At 70.9% G+C, this 19,498-nt stretch carries 19 protein-coding genes; 11 read left to right on the top strand and 8 right to left on the bottom strand.

Annotation, left to right across the window (positions count from 1 at the left end):
- Positions 1-128: 128 nt before the first annotated feature.
- Positions 129-668, top strand: coding sequence for a TetR/AcrR family transcriptional regulator (locus LV457_RS12755; protein WP_232171549.1), 540 nt, complete (start codon positions 129-131; stop codon positions 666-668).
- Positions 669-800: 132 nt separating this feature from the next.
- A complete protein-coding gene (locus LV457_RS12750) occupies positions 801-1,532 on the top strand; it encodes a hypothetical protein (protein ID WP_232171548.1) in 732 nt (243 codons plus the stop codon).
- A 19-nt stretch (positions 1,533-1,551) separates the two neighbouring features.
- Here the strand turns inward: LV457_RS12750 and LV457_RS12745 are convergent, their stop codons facing one another.
- Positions 1,552-1,836, bottom strand: a complete 285-nt coding sequence (locus LV457_RS12745; RefSeq protein WP_232171547.1) for a DUF1330 domain-containing protein — start codon at positions 1,834-1,836, stop codon at positions 1,552-1,554.
- 128 nt (positions 1,837-1,964) lie between these two features.
- Here LV457_RS12745 and LV457_RS12740 point away from each other — a divergent pair, with 128 nt between their 5' ends.
- The 5 genes from LV457_RS12740 (at position 1,965) to LV457_RS12720 (ending at position 7,658) form a co-directional block, all read left to right on the top strand.
- Positions 1,965-3,086, top strand: coding sequence for an XdhC/CoxI family protein (locus LV457_RS12740; RefSeq protein ID WP_232171546.1), 1,122 nt, complete (start codon positions 1,965-1,967; stop codon positions 3,084-3,086).
- Between the two features lie 146 nt (positions 3,087-3,232).
- Complete coding sequence (locus LV457_RS12735) at positions 3,233-5,581, top strand: xanthine dehydrogenase family protein molybdopterin-binding subunit (RefSeq protein ID WP_374198837.1); 2,349 nt, start codon at positions 3,233-3,235, stop codon at positions 5,579-5,581.
- Position 5,582: 1 nt separating this feature from the next.
- Positions 5,583-6,296: an SRPBCC family protein gene (locus LV457_RS12730; protein WP_232171545.1), complete on the top strand. Its 714-nt coding sequence runs from the start codon at positions 5,583-5,585 to the stop codon at positions 6,294-6,296.
- Entirely contained in the window at positions 6,293-7,183 is an 891-nt protein-coding gene (locus LV457_RS12725; protein WP_232171544.1) for a xanthine dehydrogenase family protein subunit M, read from the top strand. The genes LV457_RS12730 and LV457_RS12725 overlap by 4 nt, the downstream gene beginning before the upstream one ends.
- The gene (locus LV457_RS12720) at positions 7,176-7,658 is read left to right on the top strand and encodes a (2Fe-2S)-binding protein (RefSeq protein WP_232171543.1); all 483 of its coding nucleotides are present in this window, start codon (positions 7,176-7,178) and stop codon (positions 7,656-7,658) included. Before LV457_RS12725 ends, LV457_RS12720 begins: the two co-directional genes overlap by 8 nt.
- Before the next feature lie 6 nt (positions 7,659-7,664).
- Here the strand turns inward: LV457_RS12720 and car are convergent, their stop codons facing one another.
- The 5 genes from car to LV457_RS12695 form a co-directional block, all read right to left on the bottom strand.
- Entirely contained in the window at positions 7,665-11,171 is a 3,507-nt protein-coding gene (gene car / locus LV457_RS12715; protein WP_232171542.1) for a carboxylic acid reductase, read from the bottom strand.
- Positions 11,172-11,304: 133 nt separating this feature from the next.
- Complete coding sequence (locus LV457_RS12710; protein ID WP_374198836.1) at positions 11,305-12,267, bottom strand: glycine betaine ABC transporter substrate-binding protein; 963 nt, start codon at positions 12,265-12,267, stop codon at positions 11,305-11,307.
- Between the two features lie 3 nt (positions 12,268-12,270).
- Positions 12,271-13,056: an ABC transporter permease gene (locus LV457_RS12705; RefSeq protein ID WP_374198835.1), complete on the bottom strand. Its 786-nt coding sequence runs from the start codon at positions 13,054-13,056 to the stop codon at positions 12,271-12,273.
- On the bottom strand, positions 13,053-14,231 hold the full coding sequence (locus tag LV457_RS12700; protein ID WP_308192195.1) for a betaine/proline/choline family ABC transporter ATP-binding protein: 1,179 nt from the start codon (positions 14,229-14,231) through the stop codon (positions 13,053-13,055). Before LV457_RS12700 ends, LV457_RS12705 begins: the two co-directional genes overlap by 4 nt.
- Positions 14,224-14,871 (bottom strand): ABC transporter permease, encoded by a 648-nt coding sequence (locus LV457_RS12695; RefSeq protein WP_232171541.1) that lies wholly within the window; start codon positions 14,869-14,871, stop codon positions 14,224-14,226. Before LV457_RS12695 ends, LV457_RS12700 begins: the two co-directional genes overlap by 8 nt.
- 122 nt (positions 14,872-14,993) lie before the next feature.
- On the opposite strand from LV457_RS12695, the gene LV457_RS12690 reads away from it, so the two are divergent.
- Positions 14,994-15,383 carry a PaaI family thioesterase gene (locus LV457_RS12690; RefSeq protein WP_232171540.1) on the top strand — a complete coding sequence of 130 codons (390 nt, stop codon included), beginning with the start codon at positions 14,994-14,996 and terminating at the stop codon, positions 15,381-15,383.
- Positions 15,384-15,570: 187 nt separating this feature from the next.
- The gene (locus LV457_RS12685; RefSeq protein ID WP_232171539.1) at positions 15,571-16,074 is read left to right on the top strand and encodes a C40 family peptidase; all 504 of its coding nucleotides are present in this window, start codon (positions 15,571-15,573) and stop codon (positions 16,072-16,074) included.
- Between the two features lie 3 nt (positions 16,075-16,077).
- On the opposite strand, the gene LV457_RS12680 is transcribed toward LV457_RS12685, so the two are convergent.
- A complete protein-coding gene (locus LV457_RS12680; RefSeq protein WP_232171538.1) occupies positions 16,078-17,187 on the bottom strand; it encodes an alcohol dehydrogenase catalytic domain-containing protein in 1,110 nt (369 codons plus the stop codon).
- Positions 17,188-17,223: 36 nt separating this feature from the next.
- Here LV457_RS12680 and LV457_RS12675 point away from each other — a divergent pair, with 36 nt between their 5' ends.
- On the top strand, positions 17,224-17,667 hold the full coding sequence (locus LV457_RS12675) for a thioesterase family protein (RefSeq protein ID WP_232171537.1): 444 nt from the start codon (positions 17,224-17,226) through the stop codon (positions 17,665-17,667).
- Positions 17,651-18,259 (top strand): DUF998 domain-containing protein, encoded by a 609-nt coding sequence (locus LV457_RS12670; RefSeq protein ID WP_232171536.1) that lies wholly within the window; start codon positions 17,651-17,653, stop codon positions 18,257-18,259. The genes LV457_RS12675 and LV457_RS12670 overlap by 17 nt, the downstream gene beginning before the upstream one ends.
- Here the strand turns inward: LV457_RS12670 and LV457_RS12665 are convergent.
- A complete protein-coding gene (locus LV457_RS12665; protein ID WP_232171535.1) occupies positions 18,211-19,422 on the bottom strand; it encodes an acyl-CoA dehydrogenase family protein in 1,212 nt (403 codons plus the stop codon). The genes LV457_RS12670 and LV457_RS12665 overlap by 49 nt on opposite strands.
- Positions 19,423-19,498: the final 76 nt, after the last annotated feature.

The following is a 19,498-nucleotide window of genomic DNA, read 5'->3' as shown; positions in this document are numbered from 1 at the left end:
GCAGGGCGTGACATCGACGGTTCAGAGTGTAAACCTCGCGCGTTGTTCGACATCCCGTTAGCCAGGCAACGCGAAGCACCGGCGACCGCGCTGATGACACTGCGTCGGCGATCTGTAAGGCTGGTCGGGTGACTGGACCATCGTCGGCGGCGGCGACCGACGACTCGTCGACCCGCCACCGGATCCTCGTCGCGACGGCCGAAGTGCTCGGCCGCAGCGGGCTGACCAAGCTCAGCCTCTCGGAGGTGGCGCTGCAGGCCGGGGTGTCACGCCCGACGCTCTACCGGTGGTTCGCCTCCAAGGAGCAGCTGCTCGAGGCGTTCGGCGAGTACGAACGCCGGGCGTTCGACGATGGCATCGGTAAGGCGACCGCCGGCCTGCGTGGCACCGAAAAGCTGGATGCCGCATTGCGATTCATCGTCGAGTACCAGCAGTCGTACTCCGGGGTGCGCATCGTCGACATCGAGCCGGAGGTCACCGTCGCGCAACTCGCCCAGGTGCTCCCGGCGATGCGAGCCCGGCTGCAGCGGCTGCTGACCGGGCCCAACGCGGCGCTCAAGGCGGCGACCGCGATCCGGGTGGCGGTGTCGCACTACGTCGTTCGCAGCGACGACGACGATCAGTTCCTCGCCCAGTTGCGCCACGCCGTCGGCCTCAAAGCCGGCTAGCGGTTCGGGCGGCTGCCGCGCGGCCCGATCGAGCTGCCGTCGCCGGGGTGCGCGGCAAACGGCTCGGGTAGCCTCGCTGTCGGTGGCGAAGGGGTCGTCGCCACCGCTGCTGGAGGGGGTGGATGCGCCGCGATGACTCTGTCCGCATTGTTTCAGGCGGTTTGCTGGTTGCTGCCGCCGTCCGGAGCGAAGAACCGGCTGCTGCGGTTGTTCGGCCACCAGGTGGCGCCGTCGGCGGTCATCTTCCCCACCGTGGTGTGGAAAGTCGGCCGCTTCGAGATCGCCGACGAGGTGCACATCGGGCTGTTGAACGTCTTCCGCGGGCTCAGCCTGGTCGTCTTCGAACACGGCGCCGCGGCCGGTTCCTGGAACTGGACGTCCGCGCACCCGGTGTACCAGACCCTGGACCCGCAGGCCGGCACCCTGGTGATGCGCACGTGGTCGAAGATCGGCAGCCGCAACTACCTCGACTGTTCCGGCACCATCGACGTCGGGCCGTTTTCCCACATCGGCGGGGTCCGCTGTTTGCTGCAGACCCATCAGCCCGATTTCGTGAACAGTCGCCAGACGGTGGGACGTATCACCGTCGGGCATCACTCACAGGTGGCCAGCAACGCGATGATGATCAAGGGCGCGCACCTGCCCGAGACGTCGCTCCTTGCGGCCGGCTCGACGATGCTTCCGCCCAAGGGGAACGAACTCAAGCCCGGCCTGTACGCGGGCACCCCGGCGGTGTGGAGACGCGCCACCACCGGCAAGTGGTTCGAGCGCGACGTCGAGTGGATGCACGAGCACGTCATCGAGGGCCCGATGGGCAGGTCACCGGACGGCGCCCGGCAGGCGAAGCCACTCGACCGTCCCTGACCCGCCCCGGGCCGGCCGGTCAGAGACCGGAGACGATCACCGCGTTGCAGTCGGCGGCCGCCTGCCGCAGCTTCGCAGCCTCCTGGTAGGCGTCCGATTCGTACCAGTCACGCGCCGCCGCAACGGATTCGAACTCCAGCACCACCGTCTGGTCGCCGTGCCACTCGCCCTCGAGCACCTGCGCCTGCTGGTCGTACACCAGCACCGTCGCCCCTGCCATCGCCTTCCCGGCGGCCTGGGCGTAGGCCCGCATGCCCTCCGGATCTTTGATGGCCTCGGTCAAGATGACGTATCCCTTGGGCATGTCGCTCCTGTGCTGCCGGCGCCCGCGGCGGCGCCACGGGTCGATGTGGTCCGCGGCGGCGCCGCGGTCGAGGGAACAATAATCCGTCCGCCCCGGTCGATGCTGAGCGACTGCCTAGACTCGCATCGATGCGGGAGGTTCTGGCGGAGCTGACAGCCACCTGGCGCGCCGGCGGCACGGCCGGCGTCGCCACCGTGGTGCGTATCAGCGGGTCGGCGCCCCGCCCGCCCGGCGCCGCGATGGTCGTGCATCCCGATGGCGCCGTGACCGGCTCGGTGTCGGGCGGCTGCGTCGAGGGCGCCGTCTACGAGCTGGCGTCCGAGGTCGTGGCGGCGGGCCGGCCGGCGCTGCAGCGCTTCGGCTACTCCGATGACGACGCCTTCGCGGTCGGACTGACCTGCGGCGGCGTCCTGGACGTGTTCGCCGAGCCGGTGTCGCGGCGGTCGTTCCCGCAGCTCGCCCGGGTCGCCGAGGAGGTCGCCGCGCACCGCCCGGTCGCCGTCGCCACCGTCATCGGCCATCCCGACGCGGCCCGGATCGGCCGCCGGCTGGTCGTCACGCCGGCAGCCGCCGACGGCTCGCTGGGCAGCGAGCGCGCCGACGCCGCCGTCACCGACGACGCCCGCGGGCTGCTGGTGGCCGGTCGCACGGGCGTGCTCACCTACGGCCCCGACGGCGAACGTCAGGGCCACGGCATGGAGGTGTTCGTCGCCTCCTACGCGCCCCCCGCTCGCATGCTGGTCTTCGGGGCGATCGACTTCGCCGCAGCACTGGCACGGCAGGGGGCCTTCCTCGGCTACCGCGTGACGGTCTGCGACGCCCGGCCGGTGTTCGCCACCGCCGCGCGATTCCCCGGCGCCGACGAGGTGGTGGTGCGGTGGCCGCACGAGTACCTCGCGGAACAGGCCGGGAGCCAGGCGATCGACGGTCGCACCGTGGTCTGTGTGCTGACCCACGACCCGAAGTTCGACGTGCCGCTGCTCGAAGTGGCGCTGCGCCTGCCGGCGGTCGGCTACGTCGGTGCCATGGGGTCGCGGCGCACGCACGACGAGCGGCTGGCGCGGCTGCGCGCGGCGGGGGTGACCGACGCCGAGCTCACGCGGTTGTGCAGCCCGATCGGCCTCGACCTGGGTGCCCGGACACCGGAGGAGACGGCGGTGTCGATCGCCGCCGAGATCATCGCGCACCGCTGGGGCGGGGGCGGCCGCCCGCTCACCGAGACCGACGGCCGCATCCACCACGACGGCTGACCAGCCAAACCCGCCGGAAACGGCACTCTCGCCGTGGAGCACAGCGATTACCGCGTAGGATAACGACGCTCTATCCGTTGCATGCCGCGCCGCGGCGCCGACCGCTTACGCGCATCAGTGCCGTCGGCCGAAAGGGAGTGATCGACGTGGCCGCACCACCGCAGGACACCGTCGCCACCAGGTACGCGGGAGCGCGGGTGCCGCGGGTGGAGGACACCCGGTTGCTCACCGGCCGGGGCACCTTCGTCGACGATGTGAGCCGGCCGGGAATGCTGCACGCCTGCTTCGTCCGCAGCCCGTTCGCGCGGGCCACCATCACCCGCATCGACGCGTCGGCGGCGCTGGCGCTCCCCGGCGTCCGCGCGGTCTACACCGCCGCCGACCTCAACCCGGAGGTCCGCGAGGCCTGGCACGCCGTGGCGGGCAAGGACGTCCCGGACACCCCGCGCCCGCCGCTCGCCGAGGGCGAGGCGAAGTTCGTGGGCGACCCGGTGGCGCTGGTGATCGCGGAGAGCCGATACATCGCCGAGGACGCCGTCGACCTGGTCGACGTGGACTACGAGCCATTGCCGGCGATCGCCGACTTCCGCAAGGCGGTGGGCGGCGCCGAGGCCGGTGTGCCCGTGGTGCACGAGGCCTATCCCGACAACGTCGCGGGCGGCATGGCCGGTGCGCCGCCGGACGAGGAGCTGTTCGCCACCGCCGCCTACGTGATCGACGAACGCATCTACCAGCAGATCTACGCCCCCGTGCCGATCGAGACCCGGGGGATGGTCGCCGAGTGGTCGCCCACCACCGGCGAACTGACGGTCTGGGCGTCGACCCAGACCCCGCACGAGCTGCGCGCCTTCGCCGCCCGCCTGCTCGGCATCCCGGCCCAGCACGTCCGCGTCATCATGCGCGACACCGGCGGCGGGTTCGGCCAGAAGGTGGTGCCGATGCGCGAGGACATGTGCATCCTGCTCGCCGCCCGGAAGACGGCCGGCGCGCTGAAGTGGATCGAGGACCGCCGGGAGAACCTCATGGCGGCGGGTCAGGCTCGCCACGTCGACGGCCGGGGCCGGATGGCGTTCGACGCCGACGGGAAACTGCTGGCGGTCGACATCGACTTCGCGCAGGACGTCGGCTCCTACCCCACGCCGTATCCGGTGCTCACCACGGCGGCGATCGGCATGTTCTTCCCCGGCCCGTACCGCGTGCCGAAGGCCAGCTTCAACTACAAGACGGTGTTCTCCAACACCAGCGGACTGCACGCCTACCGCGGGCCGTGGCAGTACGAGACGCTGGCACGCGAGATCCTGCTCGACGTCGCCGCCCGCACCATGGACATGGACCCCGTTGAACTGCGGCGCCGCAACATCCTGCGCGGCGACGAGATGCCGTACTTCAACCCCAACGGCATGCCGTACGACCACGTCGCCCCGGCGGACACCTTCGAGCAGGCCGTCAAGATCCTCGACCACGAAGGCTTCCGCAAGGAGCAGGCCGAGGCGCTTGCGCAGGGTCGATACCTCGGCCTCGGATTCTCCGCCTACATCGAGCCCACCGCCGCGGCCACCGGCCACCTCGCCACCGAGGGCTGCACCATCCGGATGGAGTCGACCGGCAAGATCAACGTCTACGTCAACGGCGGCTCCACCGGCAACAGCCTGGAGACCACGGTCGTCCAGCTCACCGCCGACGCGCTCGGCGCCGACATCGCCGACGTCGCCACCATCCAGGGCGACACCGCGGTGACGCCGTACGGCGCCGGCACCCAGGGCAGCCGCAGCGGACCCATGACCGCCGGCGCCGTCAACGAGGCGGGCACCATGCTGCGCGAGCGGATCGTCGCGATGGCCGCGCACCAGCTCGGGGTCGAACCGGGCGAGATCGAGCTCGGCGGGTCGCGCGCGAGCGTGCGCGACGATCCGGACAAGGCCGTGACGTTCGCCGAGCTGGCCTACCGCGCCTACTACGAGCCGCAGCAACTGCCGCCGGGCATGTCGGCGAGCCTGGAAGCCACCACCCGCTTCACCTCGCAGGCGATGATCCACTGGGCCAACGCCACGCACGCCTGCACCTGCGAGGTGGACCCGGTCACCGGGCAGGTGACGCTCACCCGCTACATCGTCAGCGAGGACGTCGGCGCGATGATCAACCCGAACGTCGTCGAGGGGCAGATCGCCGGCGGCACGGTGCAGGGCATCGGCGGCGCGCTGCTGGAGACGCTGGCCTACGACGACGACGGCAACCCGCTGTCCTCCACGTTCGTCGACTATCTGCTGCCGACCGCCACGGAGGTGCCGGTCATCGAATACGGCCACGTCGAGATCCCCGGGCCCGGAATCGGCGGCTACAAGGGCGTGGGCGAAGGCGGCGCCATCGGTTCCACCCCAGCGGTGATCAACGCGATCAACGACGCGCTCGCGCCGCTCGGCGTCACCGTCACCCAGCTGCCCGCCTCCCCTGCCACCATCGTCGAACTGATCGAGAACGCACGAAAGGACTCCTGACGTGGAGCTCAACAACGAATTCCGGGTCGCGGTTCCCGCGGCCAAGACGTGGGAGTTCCTCACCGACGTCGAGAAGGTGGCACCGTGCCTGCCGGGCGCGACGCTGCTGTCGGTGGACGGTGACCGGTTCACCGGCGCGGTCAAGGTGAAGGTCGGGCCCATCACGGTGTCCTACCAGGGCGAAGCGGCGTTCCAGGAAAAGGACGCCGGCGCGCAGCGAATGGTGTTGCGCGCCAACGGCAAAGAGACCCGCGGTAACGGCAACGCCGCCGCGGTGGTCACCGCCCAGCTCAAGGACGAGGGCGACGCGACGAGCGTCGTGATCACCACCGACCTCACCATCTCCGGCAAGGCCGCGCAGTTCGGTCGCGGCGTGCTCGCCGATGTCGCGACCAACCTCATCGGCCAGTTCGCGCGCACCTTGGAGGCGCAGCTGCGGGCCGGGGACGCCCCTGGCGTGACGCAAGCGCCGACCGCCGAAGCGGCGGTGGCGGCTGCCGCACCGAGCGGCGCCGATTCCGTCGACCTCCTCAAGGTCGTCGCGGTACCGATGGCCAAGCGGTTCGCGCCGGTGATCGCCGCGGTCGCCGCGGGCGCGGCGGCCGGCTTCGTGGTGGGCCGCCGGCGCCGGGCGCATCCGGCCGCCGAACTCGCCGACGACCTGCAGTCCGCCCTGATCCGGGCGTTGACGTCGGCCGATCGGTTCCGGCCGTGAAGGCCGCGCCGTTCGCCTACCACCGGGCCGCCACCGTCGGCGACGCGGTCGCGCTCTTGGCCGAGTTCGGCGACGACGGCAAGCTGCTGGCCGGCGGCCAGAGCCTGGTGCCGATGCTCGCCATGCGGTTGACGCACTTCGCGCACCTCGTCGACATCTCCCGCGTCGACGAACTGCGCAACATCGAGCTCGTCGGCGACGAGGTCGTGATCGGCGCGGCCACCCCGCACGCGTTCGTCGGCATGGACGACGAGGTCGCCGAATCGGTGCCGCTGCTGACGATGGCGACGCCGCACATCGGGCACTTCCAGATCCGCACCCGCGGCACCCTCGGCGGTGCCATCGCGCACGCCGATCCGGCCGCCGAGTACGCCGCCGTCGCGCTGGCGCTCGACGCCCGCATCGAGGCGGTGTCGGCCCGCGGCAGCCGCAGCATCGCGGCGGGCGATTTCTTCACCGGGCTGTGGGAGACGTCGCTGGCCTCCGACGAGATCCTGACCGCCGTCCGGTTCCCGGTGTGGCGCGGCCGCTGCGGCTTCGCCGTTGAGGAGTTCGCGCGCCGCCACGGCGATTTCGCAATCGCCGGCGCTGCGATCGCCCTGCAACTCGACGACGACGATCGGGTGGTCCGCTGCGGCATCGGGCTGCTCGGGCTGGGCTCGACCCCGCTGCGCGGCACGGCCGGCGAAGACGCCGTCGTCGGCCGTCCGGTCGACGAGATCACCGGCGAGGAACTCGGCCGGCTGACCGTCGCCGCGCTGTGCGACATTCCCGCCGACCTGCAAGGATCTCCCGGCTACCGCGCGCGGGTGGGCGCCGAGATGGTGTCGCGGGCATGGACGGCGGCGCGACGGACCATCCGCACGGAGGTGCTGAGCCATGCATGAGCAGCCGGTCGAGCTGACCGTCAACGGCATCCCCCGCCGCGGCCGCGTCGAACCGCGGGTCACGCTCGCCGACTTCCTGCGCGAGCAGTGCGGGCTCACCGGAACCCACCTGGGCTGCGAGCACGGCGCGTGCGGCGCCTGCACCGTCCTGCTCGACGGCCAGGCGGTGCGGGCGTGTCTGGTGTTCGCCGTGCAGGTCGACGGTCAGCAGGTCACGACCGTCGAGGGCATCGCCTCGCCGGACGGCGAGCTCTCCCCCGTCCAGGCCGCGCTGCGCGAGTGTCACGGCCTCCAATGCGGTTTCTGCACACCGGGTTTCGTCACCTCCATCACGGCGCTGCTGCGCGACAACCCCCGTCCCAGCGACGACGAGATCCGCGAAGGACTGTCGGGCAACTTCTGTCGTTGCACCGGCTACCAGGGCATCGTCAACGCGGTGCGGCTGGCCGCTGACCGGCTGGCCGCCGCCGATTGACGGTGCTCAGAGCAGGCCGAGCAGCTCGAGGTCGGTCGCGTACTTGACGATCACCGCGGGCGTGACGTGCGGGATGTCCTTGTCCGGGCCGATCTTCGCGTCCTGCACCGCGGTGCGGAAGCGCTCCGTCGGCGCGAACGAGCCTCGCAGCGGGTGCTCCGGCTCGGCGTAGTTGTGCAGCAACGGCAGCAGTGACGCTTGGCGCTGCCGCTCCGGGAGCGCCCGCAGCGCGGTCTCGAACCGCTGCAGCCAGGCGGCGTAATCCGGGATCCGCTGCACGTCGTAGCCGGCGTCGATCAGCCAGTCGACGAACTCGTCGAGCCCGATCCCGTCGTCGTGCGGGTTCATCACGTGGTAGGTCTCGAACCCGTCGGTGACTCCGACGCCCAGCGTCGAGATCGCGTCGGCGATGAACTCGACCGGCAGCCCGTCGTAGTGGGCCCGCTGGCGGCGCCCGTCGGCGTCCAACCGGTAGAACGACTCCGGCGCGATCCCAGTCGCGAGCACGCTGAGCAGCAGTCGGGTGAACATGTCCGGCACGTTGAGCTGGCCGGCGTAGCTGGTGTCGGCGAGGATCATGTCGCAGCGGAACACCGACACCGGCAGGCCGAAGGTGTCGTGCGCCTCGCGCAGCAGCACCTCGCCCGCCCACTTGCTGTTCGCGTACCCGTTGGCGTAGCTGTCGTCGACGGGCCGCGACGGGCTGACGACCCGCACGTCGGCGTCCTCGGTGTTGTCCTCGGGCCGGATTCCCGCGCAGACCGCCATCGTCGACACGTAGACGTAGGGCTTGAGCCGGCCCGTCACCGCGATGCGGATGAGCTCCGCGGTGCCCAGCGTGTTCGGACCGAACAGCTGGTCGTAGGGCAGCACGTGGTTCACCAGCGCGGCAGGGTCGACGATCAGGTCCACGGTGTCGGCCAGCCGCTGCCAATCCTGCTGCGACAGCCCGAGATCGGCTTCTCCCTTGTCGCCGGCGAGCACCTGCAGGTGGTCGGCGGCCAGCGAGCGGTAGTGCCGCAGCAGGTCGGGATCGCCGCTGTCGAACACGGCGTCAAGGCGGCGGCGGGCGTCCTCGTCGGACTTGCCGCGCACCAGGCAGATCACGGTGCCGCCGACCAGCGACATCCGCTGCAGCCACTCCAGCGCGAGGTAGCGGCCCAGGAAGCCGGTGGCTCCGGTCAGCAGCACCGTGCGCACCTCGCGCGCCGGGCCGGGCACGGCGGCGGCCAGCGTGTCCTCGTCGAGGAACTTGTCCAGCGTCAGGTCCGCGGCATGCGCGACCGTCGCGTCGCGGCCGTGCACCGCGGCGAAGGTGGGCCGCTTGCCGTCCGAGGACCGTTGCGCCTCCACGTATTCGGCGATCGACTGCAAGTCGCCGGCCGGGCTGACGATCACGCCGACCGGCACCTCGACGCCGAAGATCTCGTGCAGCAGGTTGCCGAAGGTGAGCGCCGACAGCGAGTCGCCACCGAGGTCGGTGAAGTGCGCGTCGGGCGCCACGTCCCCGGCCGAGGAGCCGAGCAGCGCAACCGCGGCGCGGGTGACGGTCTCGACCACCGGCCGGTGGGCGCCGTCGCGGCGCAGCGTCCGCAATTCCTCGGCCTGGCCCTCGGCCAGCTCGCGGTAGAGCTGCTCCAGCTGCTCGCCGTAGCGCTCCTTGAGCTTCGGCCACGCCAGCTTCCGGACACCGGTCAGCAGGCCGTTCTCGACGGTGAACGGCGTTGTCTCGATGAGGAAGTCGCGCGGGATCTCGTAGGACTGCAGACCGGCGCTGCGGGCGGTGCGCTGCAGGGAGTCGGCGATCAGTGGCTTCAGCGACGCGAGGTCGTGCTGCTCCAGCGCCTCGGCGGTGGGGACGACGACCGCCAGCAGGTACGGCCGGGCGCTGTTGCCGTACACGTAGATCTGCCGCACCAGCGGGCTGCCGGTGAACGCCGCCTCGAGCTTGGCCACGGTGACGAACTCGCCCTGGGCGAGCTTGAGGACGTTGTTGCGGCGGTCCACGTACTCCAACCGGTCGGGCCCGAGTTCGGCGACGATGTCACCGGTGCGGTAGTAGCCGTTCTCGTCGAACATCTCGGCGGTGATGTCGGGGCGCTTGTAGTACCCGGGGAACACCTGCTCCGAGAGCACCAGCAGTTCGCCGCGCGGATGCGGCCGGTCGCTGGTGAAGTAGCCGAGTTCGGGCACGTCGACGAGCTTGTAGTCGATCACCGGGGGCCGCTGCACCTGACCGTCGACGAACACCGCGCCGGCCTCGGTCGACCCGTATCCCTCGATGAGGTGCATGCCGAGCAGCTTCTCCACCCACTGCTTGAGCTCCGGCGAGATCGGCGCCGATCCGGTGATCGCGGTGACGAAGCGGCCGCCGAGGACGTCGCGGCGCTGCTCGGCCATCACCGCCGCTTCGACCTCGTCGCGGTCACCGCCGGCGGCGAGCCGGCGGTCGACTTCGCTGGCGAATTCCTGATGCAGCATGTCCCAGATGCGCGGAACGAAGTTGAGCTGCGTGGGCCGCACCAGCGCCAGATCCTCCAGCAGCGTGGAAAGGTCGCTGCGGGCCGCGAAGTACACGGTGCCACCGACGCTGAGCGCGCCGTAGAGAATGCCTCGCCCCATGACGTGGCTCATCGGCAGGAAGCTCAGCGCGATCGCCGGGATGGAGCCGTGGTTGGCGTCCCAGTGGGCCATGGCGGCCGCCCGCCACATGCTTGCCACCTTGTGTGCGGGATAGATGGCACCCTTCGGCGCGCCGGTGCTGCCGGAGGTGTAGATGAGCAGCGACAGCGCATCGGGCGCGGCCGACGGCACGGTGCCGCTGCGGGTGCGGCCGCGCTCGATGACGTCGGTCAGTGTCTCGACGACGGTCGGGGCGCCGGCCGCGGCGAGTCGGGCGGTGGCCTGGGCCAGTGCGTCGCGGTGGTCGTCGACCTCGGGCCGGACGTCGAACACCACCAACCGCTGCGGCACGTGGGCGTCCAGGGTCAGCGCGACGGCGTCGGCGAGGTGGTCGACGCTCGTCGCGAGCACCGCGGGTTCGGTTTCGGCGACGATCGGCGCGAGCTGCGCCACCGGGGCGCTGGTCTGCAACGGCACGCTGACCGCGTCGAGCTGCGTCAGCGCCGTGTCGACGGCGGTGTATTCGATGCTCGGGAAGCCGAGGATGGCCACCCGGTCGCCATGACCGACGGGATCGCCGTACCAGCCGCGGCTGATCGCATCGATCAGCTCTGCCAGTTCTCCGTAGGTAATGGTGTCGAAGCTGGGCAAGAATTCGGTGGTGGTGCGTCCGGCGGTGTCGGTCACGTACTTCACCGCCCGCTGCCCGAGGGCCGGGCGGTGGCGATAGCCCGCCAGCACCGTTCGGACCACCTCGGCCAGGCCGAGGCCGTCCTGCGACGCGGCGGCGCTCACCTGCGGATCGGGCAGGGCGGCGGCGAATTGCGGGTCGGTGGCCGACAGCTCGGCGATCCGGTTCGTGAGCTCTTCGTCGGGCTGGGCAGCGGTCATGGGCGGTCCTTTACGGGCAATGAGAAACAAAGTTAGTGAAACTAACCTAAACCCGCGGCGGAGCCGCTGTCGACGTGGTGTGACGATGTCCACTCCCCGGCTGCCGTGGTGTCGGCGTGCCGGAGTCAGCGCATCAGGTGACGAACCCCTCCCGCAGCAGCCAGTCGCGGGCGACCAGCGCCGGGTCGTCGCCGTCGTTGTCGACCTTGGCGTTGAGGCCCAGCATCACCTCGTTGGTGATCCGGGGGTTGAGCTGACCGAAGATCTCGGCGAGCTCGGGGTGCGCCTCGAGCAGCTTCGTGTTGACGACCTCGGTGAGGTTGTACAGCGGGAAGAAGGACCGGTCGTCGTCGAGCACGCGCAGATGCAGCGCCGGGATGCGCCCGTCGGTGGTGAAGATCTCGCCGAAGTTGCAGTCGCCGTTCGCGGTCGCGGTGTAGATGACGCCGGTGTCGAGGTTGGTGACGCGGCCCAGGTCTTCGCGGCGCAACCCGTAGGTGGCGAGCATGGGTATCAGCCCGTCGTTGCGGTTCGCGAACTCGCTCTCGATGCAGAACGTGCGGTCCTGCCGGCTCAGCCGCTGCAGGTCCGAGAGCTTGGTGACGCCCAGCCGCGCGCCCTCGGACTCCCGGATCGCGAACGAGTAGGTGTTGTTCATCGGAGCGGGGGGCAACCAGGTGAGCCCGTTGGGCCGGTCGGCCTCGTCGACGGCGCGCCACTGCTCGGCTGCCCCCTTGACGGGCTGTTCGTTGCCCAGGTAGTTGATCCAGCCGGTGCCGGTGTACTCCGGTGAGACATTGGCTCGTCCGGAGAGCATGGCTTCGCGCACCCCGAAGCTGCCGGGGATGTTGCTCAGGTTCGTCACGTCCGCGCCGGCGACCTTCAAGATGATCGACAGCATGTTGCCCAGGATCAGCTGCTCGGTGAAATCCTTTCCGGCAACCGTGATCTCGACGCCCTCGAGCGAGTCGTAGTGTTGGATCAGGCCCGGCTTGGCCGACAACACGGTGCCGCTGGCGGACTGCAGGCCACATCCGGTGAGCCCGGCGGCGACCACGGCCACCGACAGCCACGCGGCACAGGAGCGGAAGCGCATGCGTCACACGCCCTTCGGAGCCGCGACGATCTCGACGACGCGGGCCAGCCAGTCGATGAACAACGCCAGCGCGGCCACCAGCACCGCCCCCACCACCAGCGTCACCGTCTGCTGCAGCTTGATCCCGGTGGTGATCAGCTGGCCCAGTCCCCCGCCGCCGGTGAACGATGCGAGTGCGGCGGTGCCGACGATCAGCACCAGTGCGGTGCGCACGCCGGCGATGATGACGGGCAGCGCGAGCGGCAGCTCCACCCGCCGCAGCGTCGCCGTCGCCGACATGCCCATGCCCCGCGCGGCCTCCACCAGCCGCGGGTCCACGCCGTCGAGACCGATGACGGTGTTTGCGACGATCGGCAGCGCGCCGTACACCGTGAGCGCGACGATGGCACCGGTCGCGCCGATGCCGAACAACACCGCCCCGAGCGCGATCAGCCCGATCGCGGGCGCCGCCTGGCCGAACCCCGCCACCGTGATGATCGGGCTGGCGTAGCGACGCAGCGGTCCGCGGGTCAGCGCGATGCCCGCGGGCACGGCCACCAGGCAGGTGAGCAGCGTGGCGGCCAGGCTGATCTGCAGGTGTTGGCCGAGCAGGGTCAGCAGGTTGCCGACGCTCAGCGAGCGCCGCTCCGACACCGAGACGTCGGCGAAGCGGACGTACAGCAGGGCCGCCGACACCGCCGCCAGGCAGGCGAGCGGCTGCAGGATCCACCGGCTGATGCCCGGGCGGCCGCGGTCGGCCGCGATCGCCGCGGTCGGGGCGTCAGCGGCAACACCGGCCGGCGCCGTCACGACGCGGGCCGCCGCAGGCCGGACATGGCGTCCATGATGGTCTCGACCCGGATGACGCCGCGATAGGCATTGCGGCGCCCGGTGACCACCACGACGCCGTGCGACGACGTCAGCATGTCGTCGAGCGCGTCGTTGAGCGTCGAGGCCGGGCTGACGCACGCCAGGTCCTCGTCGCGGGTGGCGTTGCGCAGCGCATCGGGCTGCGCCAGCTCGTCGAGGGAGAGCCAGCACAGCGGTCGGTCCTGGTCGTCGAGGACTATGACGTGCTCGCGGTTGGCGCGCTGTGCTGCACGCACCGCCTCGGCCGGGTCGTCGCCCCGGTGCACCACCACGGCCTCGTGCAGTTCGACGTCGCGGACCCGGGTGAGCGTCAGCTGCTTGAGCGCCGCGCCGGCGCCGACGAAGCCGCGCACGAAGTCGTTGGCCGGGTGGGCGAGGATCTCCTCGGGGGCGTCGTACTGGACGATCCGCGAGCCCTGCTCCAGGATCGCGATGCGGTCTCCGAGCTTCACCGCCTCGTCGAAGTCGTGGGTGACGAACACGATGGTCTTGCGCAGCTCGTCCTGCAGCCGCAGCAACTCGTCCTGCAACCGCGACCGGGTGATCGGATCGACGGCGCCGAACGGCTCGTCCATCAGCAGCACCGACGGGTCGGCCGCCAGCGCGCGCGCCACCCCGACCCGCTGCTGCTGGCCGCCGGAGAGCTCCCGGGGATAGCGGTCGCGGTACTGCGCGGGAGTGAGGCTGACCAGGTCGAGCAGTTCGTCGATGCGCGTCGAGATCCGCTTCTTGTCCCACTTCAGCAGCCGCGGCACGATCGCGATGTTGTCGCTGACCGTGAGGTGCGGAAACAGCCCGGCACCCTGGATGACGTAGCCGATGTGGCGCCGCAGCTCGTCGGGGTTGCGCTTGGTGACGTCGTCGTCGCCGATGAAGATCCGCCCGCTGGTCGGTTCGATGAGCCGGTTGATCATCTTCATCGTGGTGGTCTTGCCGCAGCCCGACGGCCCGACGAGCATCACGATCTCCCCTGCCGGGATCTCCAGCGTGACGTTGTCGACGGCCGGTGCGCTGTTGGCCCCGTAGCGCTTGGTGACCCCGTCGAGCAGGATGCGTGCGCCGCCGCTGCGTTCGGTCGCGGCCGACGAGGCGGTGTGGGCGGTGGTCTCAGACACGGATTCCCTTCGGGGTCGTGATCTTGGTGATGACGTTGAGCACGGTGTCGAGCAGTACCGCCAGGATGAGGATGCCGACGGTGCCGGCGACGATCGAGTTCGTCGCGTTGGCGCCGCCGGTCCGCGAGATGCCGGAGAAGATGTAGCCGCCCAGCCCCGGCCCGAGCGCGAACGCCGCGATCGCGGCGATACCCATCAGCATCTGGGCCGACACCCGCACCCCGGCCATGATCACCGGCCACGCCAGCGGCAGCTCGAGGCGCATCAAGGTGGCGGCGCGGCTCATCCCCATGCCGCGCGCCGACTCGACCAGCGTCTGATCGACACCGCCCAGCCCGACGAGCACGTTGCGCAGGATCGGGAAGAAGCCGAAGAACACCAGCATCACCACCGACGGCCATACGCCGAGGCCGATGACCCCGACGAGCACGCCGAGCAAGGCGTAGGACGGCAGCGTGAGGCCGACCGAGGTGACCGAATTGCCCAGCGCGGTACCCCAACGCGACCGGTAGATCAGCATCCCGACGGCCAGCGCGATCACGGTGGACAGCAGCAGCGTCTGCACGACGAGGCTCAGGTGCTGATAGGACAGGAAAGACAGCACCGACCAGCGGTCGCGGACGAAGTCGAGGAACCCCATCACAGTCGCTTGAGCCTCCGGTGCGCCGGGACGGCGGCCGGCTGCCCGCCGTGCACAGGGTCTCGACCATAACCGAGGCCGTGAATGCATAGGGGTGATTCGCGCGCGTACTGTTGCCCGCCATGGCGCCCGGCGACGGTCAACACCTGTTGGACCGGCTGAACTTCCGCGACGTGCAGGACACCGACGAGGCCGTCGTCATCGACATCGAGAACCGACCCGACCTCGCCAATCGCCGCGGCGCGTTGCAGGGCGGCCTGCTGGCGACGCTGATCGACATCGCCGGCGGCCGGTTGGCCGACCGCCACGTGGGCGACCACCAGGACGTGACGACGGCGGATATGACCATCCACTTCCTCGCGCCCGTGCTCGCCGGGCCGGCTCGGGCCGAGGCGACGATCGTGCGGGCCGGCCGGCGGAGCATCGTCGTCGCCGTCGACGTGACGGATGTCTCGCGCCACCGGCAGGCGGCGCGGGCGACGCTGAGTTTCGCGGTGCTGGACCGGCGCTGACGTCGACACCCGAGCTTTGCTGGGACCGCTGTAAGGCGCGCAAGTACGCGGTCCCACGTTTGCTGTAAGGAACAGCGGTTGTTGCCTCCGTCACCGGAGTCGGCCGAACGTGATGCCACCGACAAATGTTGGTTCGGCGTCGGTGGTGTTGTTAGCGTCCGCCGACGTGGTTGTTCTAGGCACTTTGATGGCTCTCGTCACGCAGGTCTCGGGTACGCCGTACGTCTCCGGCGGCGACTCGCCCAAGGGCACGGACTGCTCCGGTCTGGCGTCCTGGGTGGCCAACGTGGCGTCCGGGCGGCCGGCGTTCGGCGACCGGTTCAACACCGGTAACCAGGAAGCCGCGCTGCGGGCTCGCGGCTTCAGGCCGGGCACCGCCCCGAATGCGGTGGTGATCGGTTGGAACGGCGGCCACACGGCGGTGACCCTGCCCGACGGCACCCCGGTCTCCAGCGGCGAGGGCGGCGGCGTCAAGATCGGCGGCGGCGGCGCCTACCAGCCGCAGTTCACCCGGCACATGTACCTGCCGGTCGAAACCGAGCCCGAACCCCCGCTGCCGCCGGCCGGCGACGTGCCGCCCCCGCTGCCGTTCGAGCCGCCGCCGGCGGCCGAGTTGCCCCCGACGCCGGTCGAGCTGCTGCCCCCGCCGCCGGTCGACTTGCCCCCGCCGCCGAGCGAGCTGCCGGCGTGACGGTCAGCCGTCGAAGGTGATGACCTGTCGGACGGCCTGACCGGCGGCCAGCTGCTCCATGCCGTCGTTGATGTCGGCGAGCGAGATCCTCGACGAGACCAGGTTCTCGACGGGCAGGCGGCCGGCACGCCACAGGTCGACGAAGGTGGGGATGTCGCGCGACGGCACCGCCGAACCCAGGTAGCTGCCGATCAGCGAGCGGCCCTCGGCTACGAAGCCCAGCGGCGACAGCGTGATCCGCGCGCTCGGCGGCGGGAGTCCGACGGTGACGGTGCGACCGCCGGGCGCCGTGAGACCCACCGCGCCCTCGAGGGCCGCCGGGTGGCCGGCCGCTTCGATCACCACCGTCGCCTTGAGACCGGCGTCGGTGGCCTGCTGCGGCGTCATCGCCTCGTGGGCGCCGACCGCGGTGGCCTTGGCGAGTTTGTCGGCAACGGTGTCGACCGCGACGACACGCACCTCGTCGAGCGCGAGCGCGGTGAGGATGGCCGCCATGCCCACGCCGCCGATGCCCACGACGGCCACCGTCTGCCCGGGTTCGGGCCGCCCGACGTTCAGCACGGCTCCGCCGCCGGTGAGCACGGCGCACCCCAGCAGCGCGGCGACGACCGGCGGCACGTCGGCGTCGACGGGCACCACGGAGGCGCGGTCGACGACGGCGTGCGTCGCGAACCCCGACACCCCGAGGTGGTGGTGCACCGGGGCGCCGTCGCGCCGCAACCGGCGCTCGCCGGACAGCAGCGTGCCTGCACCGTTCGCCGCGCTGCCGGGTTCGCACGGCGTGATGCCGTGGGTCCGGCACGCCGCACACTGCCCGCAGCGCGGCAGGAAGGTCATCACGACGCGCTGCCCCGCGGCGACATCGTCCACCGCCGCACCCACCTGCTCGACGATCCCGGCGGCCTCGTGGCCGAGCAGCATCGGGACGGGCCGCACGCGGTTGCCGTCGACGACGGATAGGTCGGAGTGGCACAAGCCGGCGGCCTCGATGCGCACCAGCAACTCGGTGTCGCCCGGCGGGTCGAGGTCGAGTTCTGCGACGGTCAGCGGCCGCGACGTGCCGAACGGCCGCGGCCGCCCGATCTCCTCCAGGACGGCACCCGTGATGCGCATGAGGACCAGCCTTCCACTTCTGCGAGACTGCACAGCATGACCGGTGCCGAGCGGGAGCTGACCAGCGCCGACTTCGCCGTTCACTGGCCGGTGCTGACCCGCTGGACCGACAACGACATGTTCGGCCACCTCAACAACGCCGTCTACTACTCGCTGTTCGACACCGCGATCAACGCCTGGATCGACACCACGCTCGGCGTCGACCCGCTCGCCGTGCCGTGGCTGGGGGTGGTGGCCGAGTCGGGTTGCCGCTACTTCGCCGAGCTGAAGTTCCCGGATCCGCTGACGGTCGGGCTGACGGTGACCCGGCTGGGCACCAGCAGCGTCACCTACCGGCTCGCGTTGTTCGGCGCGGCCGCGGACGCGCCCGCGCCGGTCGCCGCAGTCGGCCACTGGGTGCACGTCTACGTCGACCGGGAGAACCGACGGCCGATCCCGATCCCCCCGCAGGTGCGGACGCTCCTTGCCACCGCGCAGTAGGCGGGCGACCGCCGCCGCACTGGTCGCCGCGGCGGCCTGCTTCGTCGTGGCGGAAGCCGTTGCGGCCCGCGGGTTTCCGGGATACCGCTATACCGAGGACGTGATCAGCGACCTCGGCACCGCGCGGTCGCCGCGCGCCGCGCTGATGAACACGTCGTTCCTGTCGAGCGGCGTCCTCGTCGCGGTGGCGACGGTGGTCGGCACCCGGCGCCGGGATCGGGCGCTGCGGTGCGCCGCCGCGGTGCACGTCGCCGGGATGGTGCTGATCGCGCTGGTGCCATCGGACGCCGGGTCGGCGCACGTCGTGGGCGCGGCGGCGGCCATCCTCGGCGGGAACGCCGCGGCGGTGGCGGCGGGTGGCGCGCTCGCCGGGCGCGCGACGGGGTTCGGCCGGGCGCTCGTGGCGGTCGGCGGGGTTGGTCTGCTGTCGCTGGCGATGATGGTCGCCGCGATGACCGCGGGCGTCCCGCTGCTGGTGCCCGACGCGGTGTGGGAGCGGGGGGCGGTCTACCCGATCCAGCTCGCCGAGGTGCTGCTCGCGGGCTACCTCACCGGCAGCCCGGTGATGGCCCGCCCCATCACGAGGCGCTGAATCTCGCTGGTGCCCTCGAAGATCGTGAAGATCTTGGCGTCGCGGTGCATGCGCTCCACCGGGTAGTCCCGGGTGTAGCCGTTGCCACCCAGGATCTGGATCGCCTCGTCGGTGACGTAGACCGCGGTCTCGCTGGCGACGAGCTTGGCCATGGAGCCTTCCGCGTTGTCGAACGGCTTGTTGTTGCGCGCCATCCAGCCGGCCCGCCACACCAGCATGCGGGCCGCGTCGATGCGGGTCTTCATGTCGGCGAGCTTGAAGGCGATGGCTTGGAAGTCGCCGATCGGCCGGCCGAACTGCTCACGCTGCTGCGCGTACTCGAGCGCGTACTCGTAGGCGGCGCGCGCCACGCCCAACGCCATGGCGCCGACGGTGGGCCGGGTGCGCTCGAACGTCTTCAGCGCCGCCTGGCCGGAGGTCCGCTTGCCCTCGCGGGCGCGAGCGATCCGTTCGTCGAACTTCTCCTTGCCGCCGATGATCAGCGAGCCCGGGATGCGCACGTCTTCGAGGATCACCTCGGCGGTGTGCGAGGCGCGGATGCCGTGTTTCTTGAACTTCTGGCCCTGCTTGAAGCCGGGGGTGTCGGGCGGGATGATGAAGGTCGCCTGTCCGCGGGAGCCGAGGTCGGAATGGACGGACGCGACGACGATGTGGACGTTCGCGATGCCGCCGTTCGTCGCCCAGGTCTTGACGCCGTTGAGCACCCATTCGTCGCTCGCCTCGTCGTAGCGGGCCCGCGTCAGGATGGCGCCGACGTCGGATCCCGCCCCGGGCTCCGAGGAGCAGAACGACGCCAGCAGCGGTTCCTCGGGGGTGCCGAACATCTGCGGCAGCCATTCCCCCATCTGCTCGGGTGTGCCGTTGGCGGCCAGCGACGCCGCGGCCAGCCCGGTTCCCAGGATCGACAGCGCGATCCCCGCATCGCCCCAGAACAGTTCCTCGAACACCGTCAGCATGCCCAGGCCCGTCGGCTCGGCTGCCTGGGTGGCGAACAGCTCCATGGAGTAGAGCCCGACCTTGGCGGCCTCCTGGATGATCGGCCACGGGGTCTCCTCGCGCTCGTCCCACTCGGCGGCGGCGGGACGCACGACGTCGGCGGCGAACTGGTGCACCCAGTCCCGCACCTCGATGACGTCGTCGGTCAGCTCCAGCGAAAACGACATGGTCACTCGTCCTTTCGGGCACGTCCGGTCGATTCGGCCGTTCAGTGCACAACTGTATCCCGGACCGACGGTCCGG

Origin of the sequence: Mycobacterium sp. MYCO198283 (genome assembly GCF_021213805.1) — a bacterium.
In the GTDB taxonomy this organism is placed as follows: Bacteria; Actinomycetota; Actinomycetes; order Mycobacteriales; family Mycobacteriaceae; genus Mycobacterium.
This window is presented reverse-complemented; position numbering and strand designations above follow the sequence as displayed.

Bases quoted from the DNA above. Each gene is read 5' to 3' on its own strand.
- car (WP_232171542.1), bottom strand. From the start codon at position 11,171: ATGACCGCTGCCCAGCCCGACGAAGAGCTCACGAACCGGATCGCCGAG.
- LV457_RS12675 (WP_232171537.1), top strand. From the start codon at position 17,224: ATGACCGGTGCCGAGCGGGAGCTGACCAGCGCCGACTTCGCCGTTCAC.
- LV457_RS12685 (WP_232171539.1), top strand. From the start codon at position 15,571: ATGGCTCTCGTCACGCAGGTCTCGGGTACGCCGTACGTCTCCGGCGGC.
- LV457_RS12740 (WP_232171546.1), top strand. From the start codon at position 1,965: ATGCGGGAGGTTCTGGCGGAGCTGACAGCCACCTGGCGCGCCGGCGGC.
- LV457_RS12720 (WP_232171543.1), top strand. From the start codon at position 7,176: ATGCATGAGCAGCCGGTCGAGCTGACCGTCAACGGCATCCCCCGCCGC.
- LV457_RS12690 (WP_232171540.1), top strand. From the start codon at position 14,994: ATGGCGCCCGGCGACGGTCAACACCTGTTGGACCGGCTGAACTTCCGC.
- LV457_RS12680 (WP_232171538.1), bottom strand. From the start codon at position 17,187: ATGCGCATCACGGGTGCCGTCCTGGAGGAGATCGGGCGGCCGCGGCCG.
- LV457_RS12710 (WP_374198836.1), bottom strand. From the start codon at position 12,267: ATGCGCTTCCGCTCCTGTGCCGCGTGGCTGTCGGTGGCCGTGGTCGCC.
- LV457_RS12665 (WP_232171535.1), bottom strand. From the start codon at position 19,422: ATGTCGTTTTCGCTGGAGCTGACCGACGACGTCATCGAGGTGCGGGAC.
- LV457_RS12695 (WP_232171541.1), bottom strand. From the start codon at position 14,871: ATGGGGTTCCTCGACTTCGTCCGCGACCGCTGGTCGGTGCTGTCTTTC.
- LV457_RS12745 (WP_232171547.1), bottom strand. From the start codon at position 1,836: ATGCCCAAGGGATACGTCATCTTGACCGAGGCCATCAAAGATCCGGAG.
- LV457_RS12750 (WP_232171548.1), top strand. From the start codon at position 801: ATGACTCTGTCCGCATTGTTTCAGGCGGTTTGCTGGTTGCTGCCGCCG.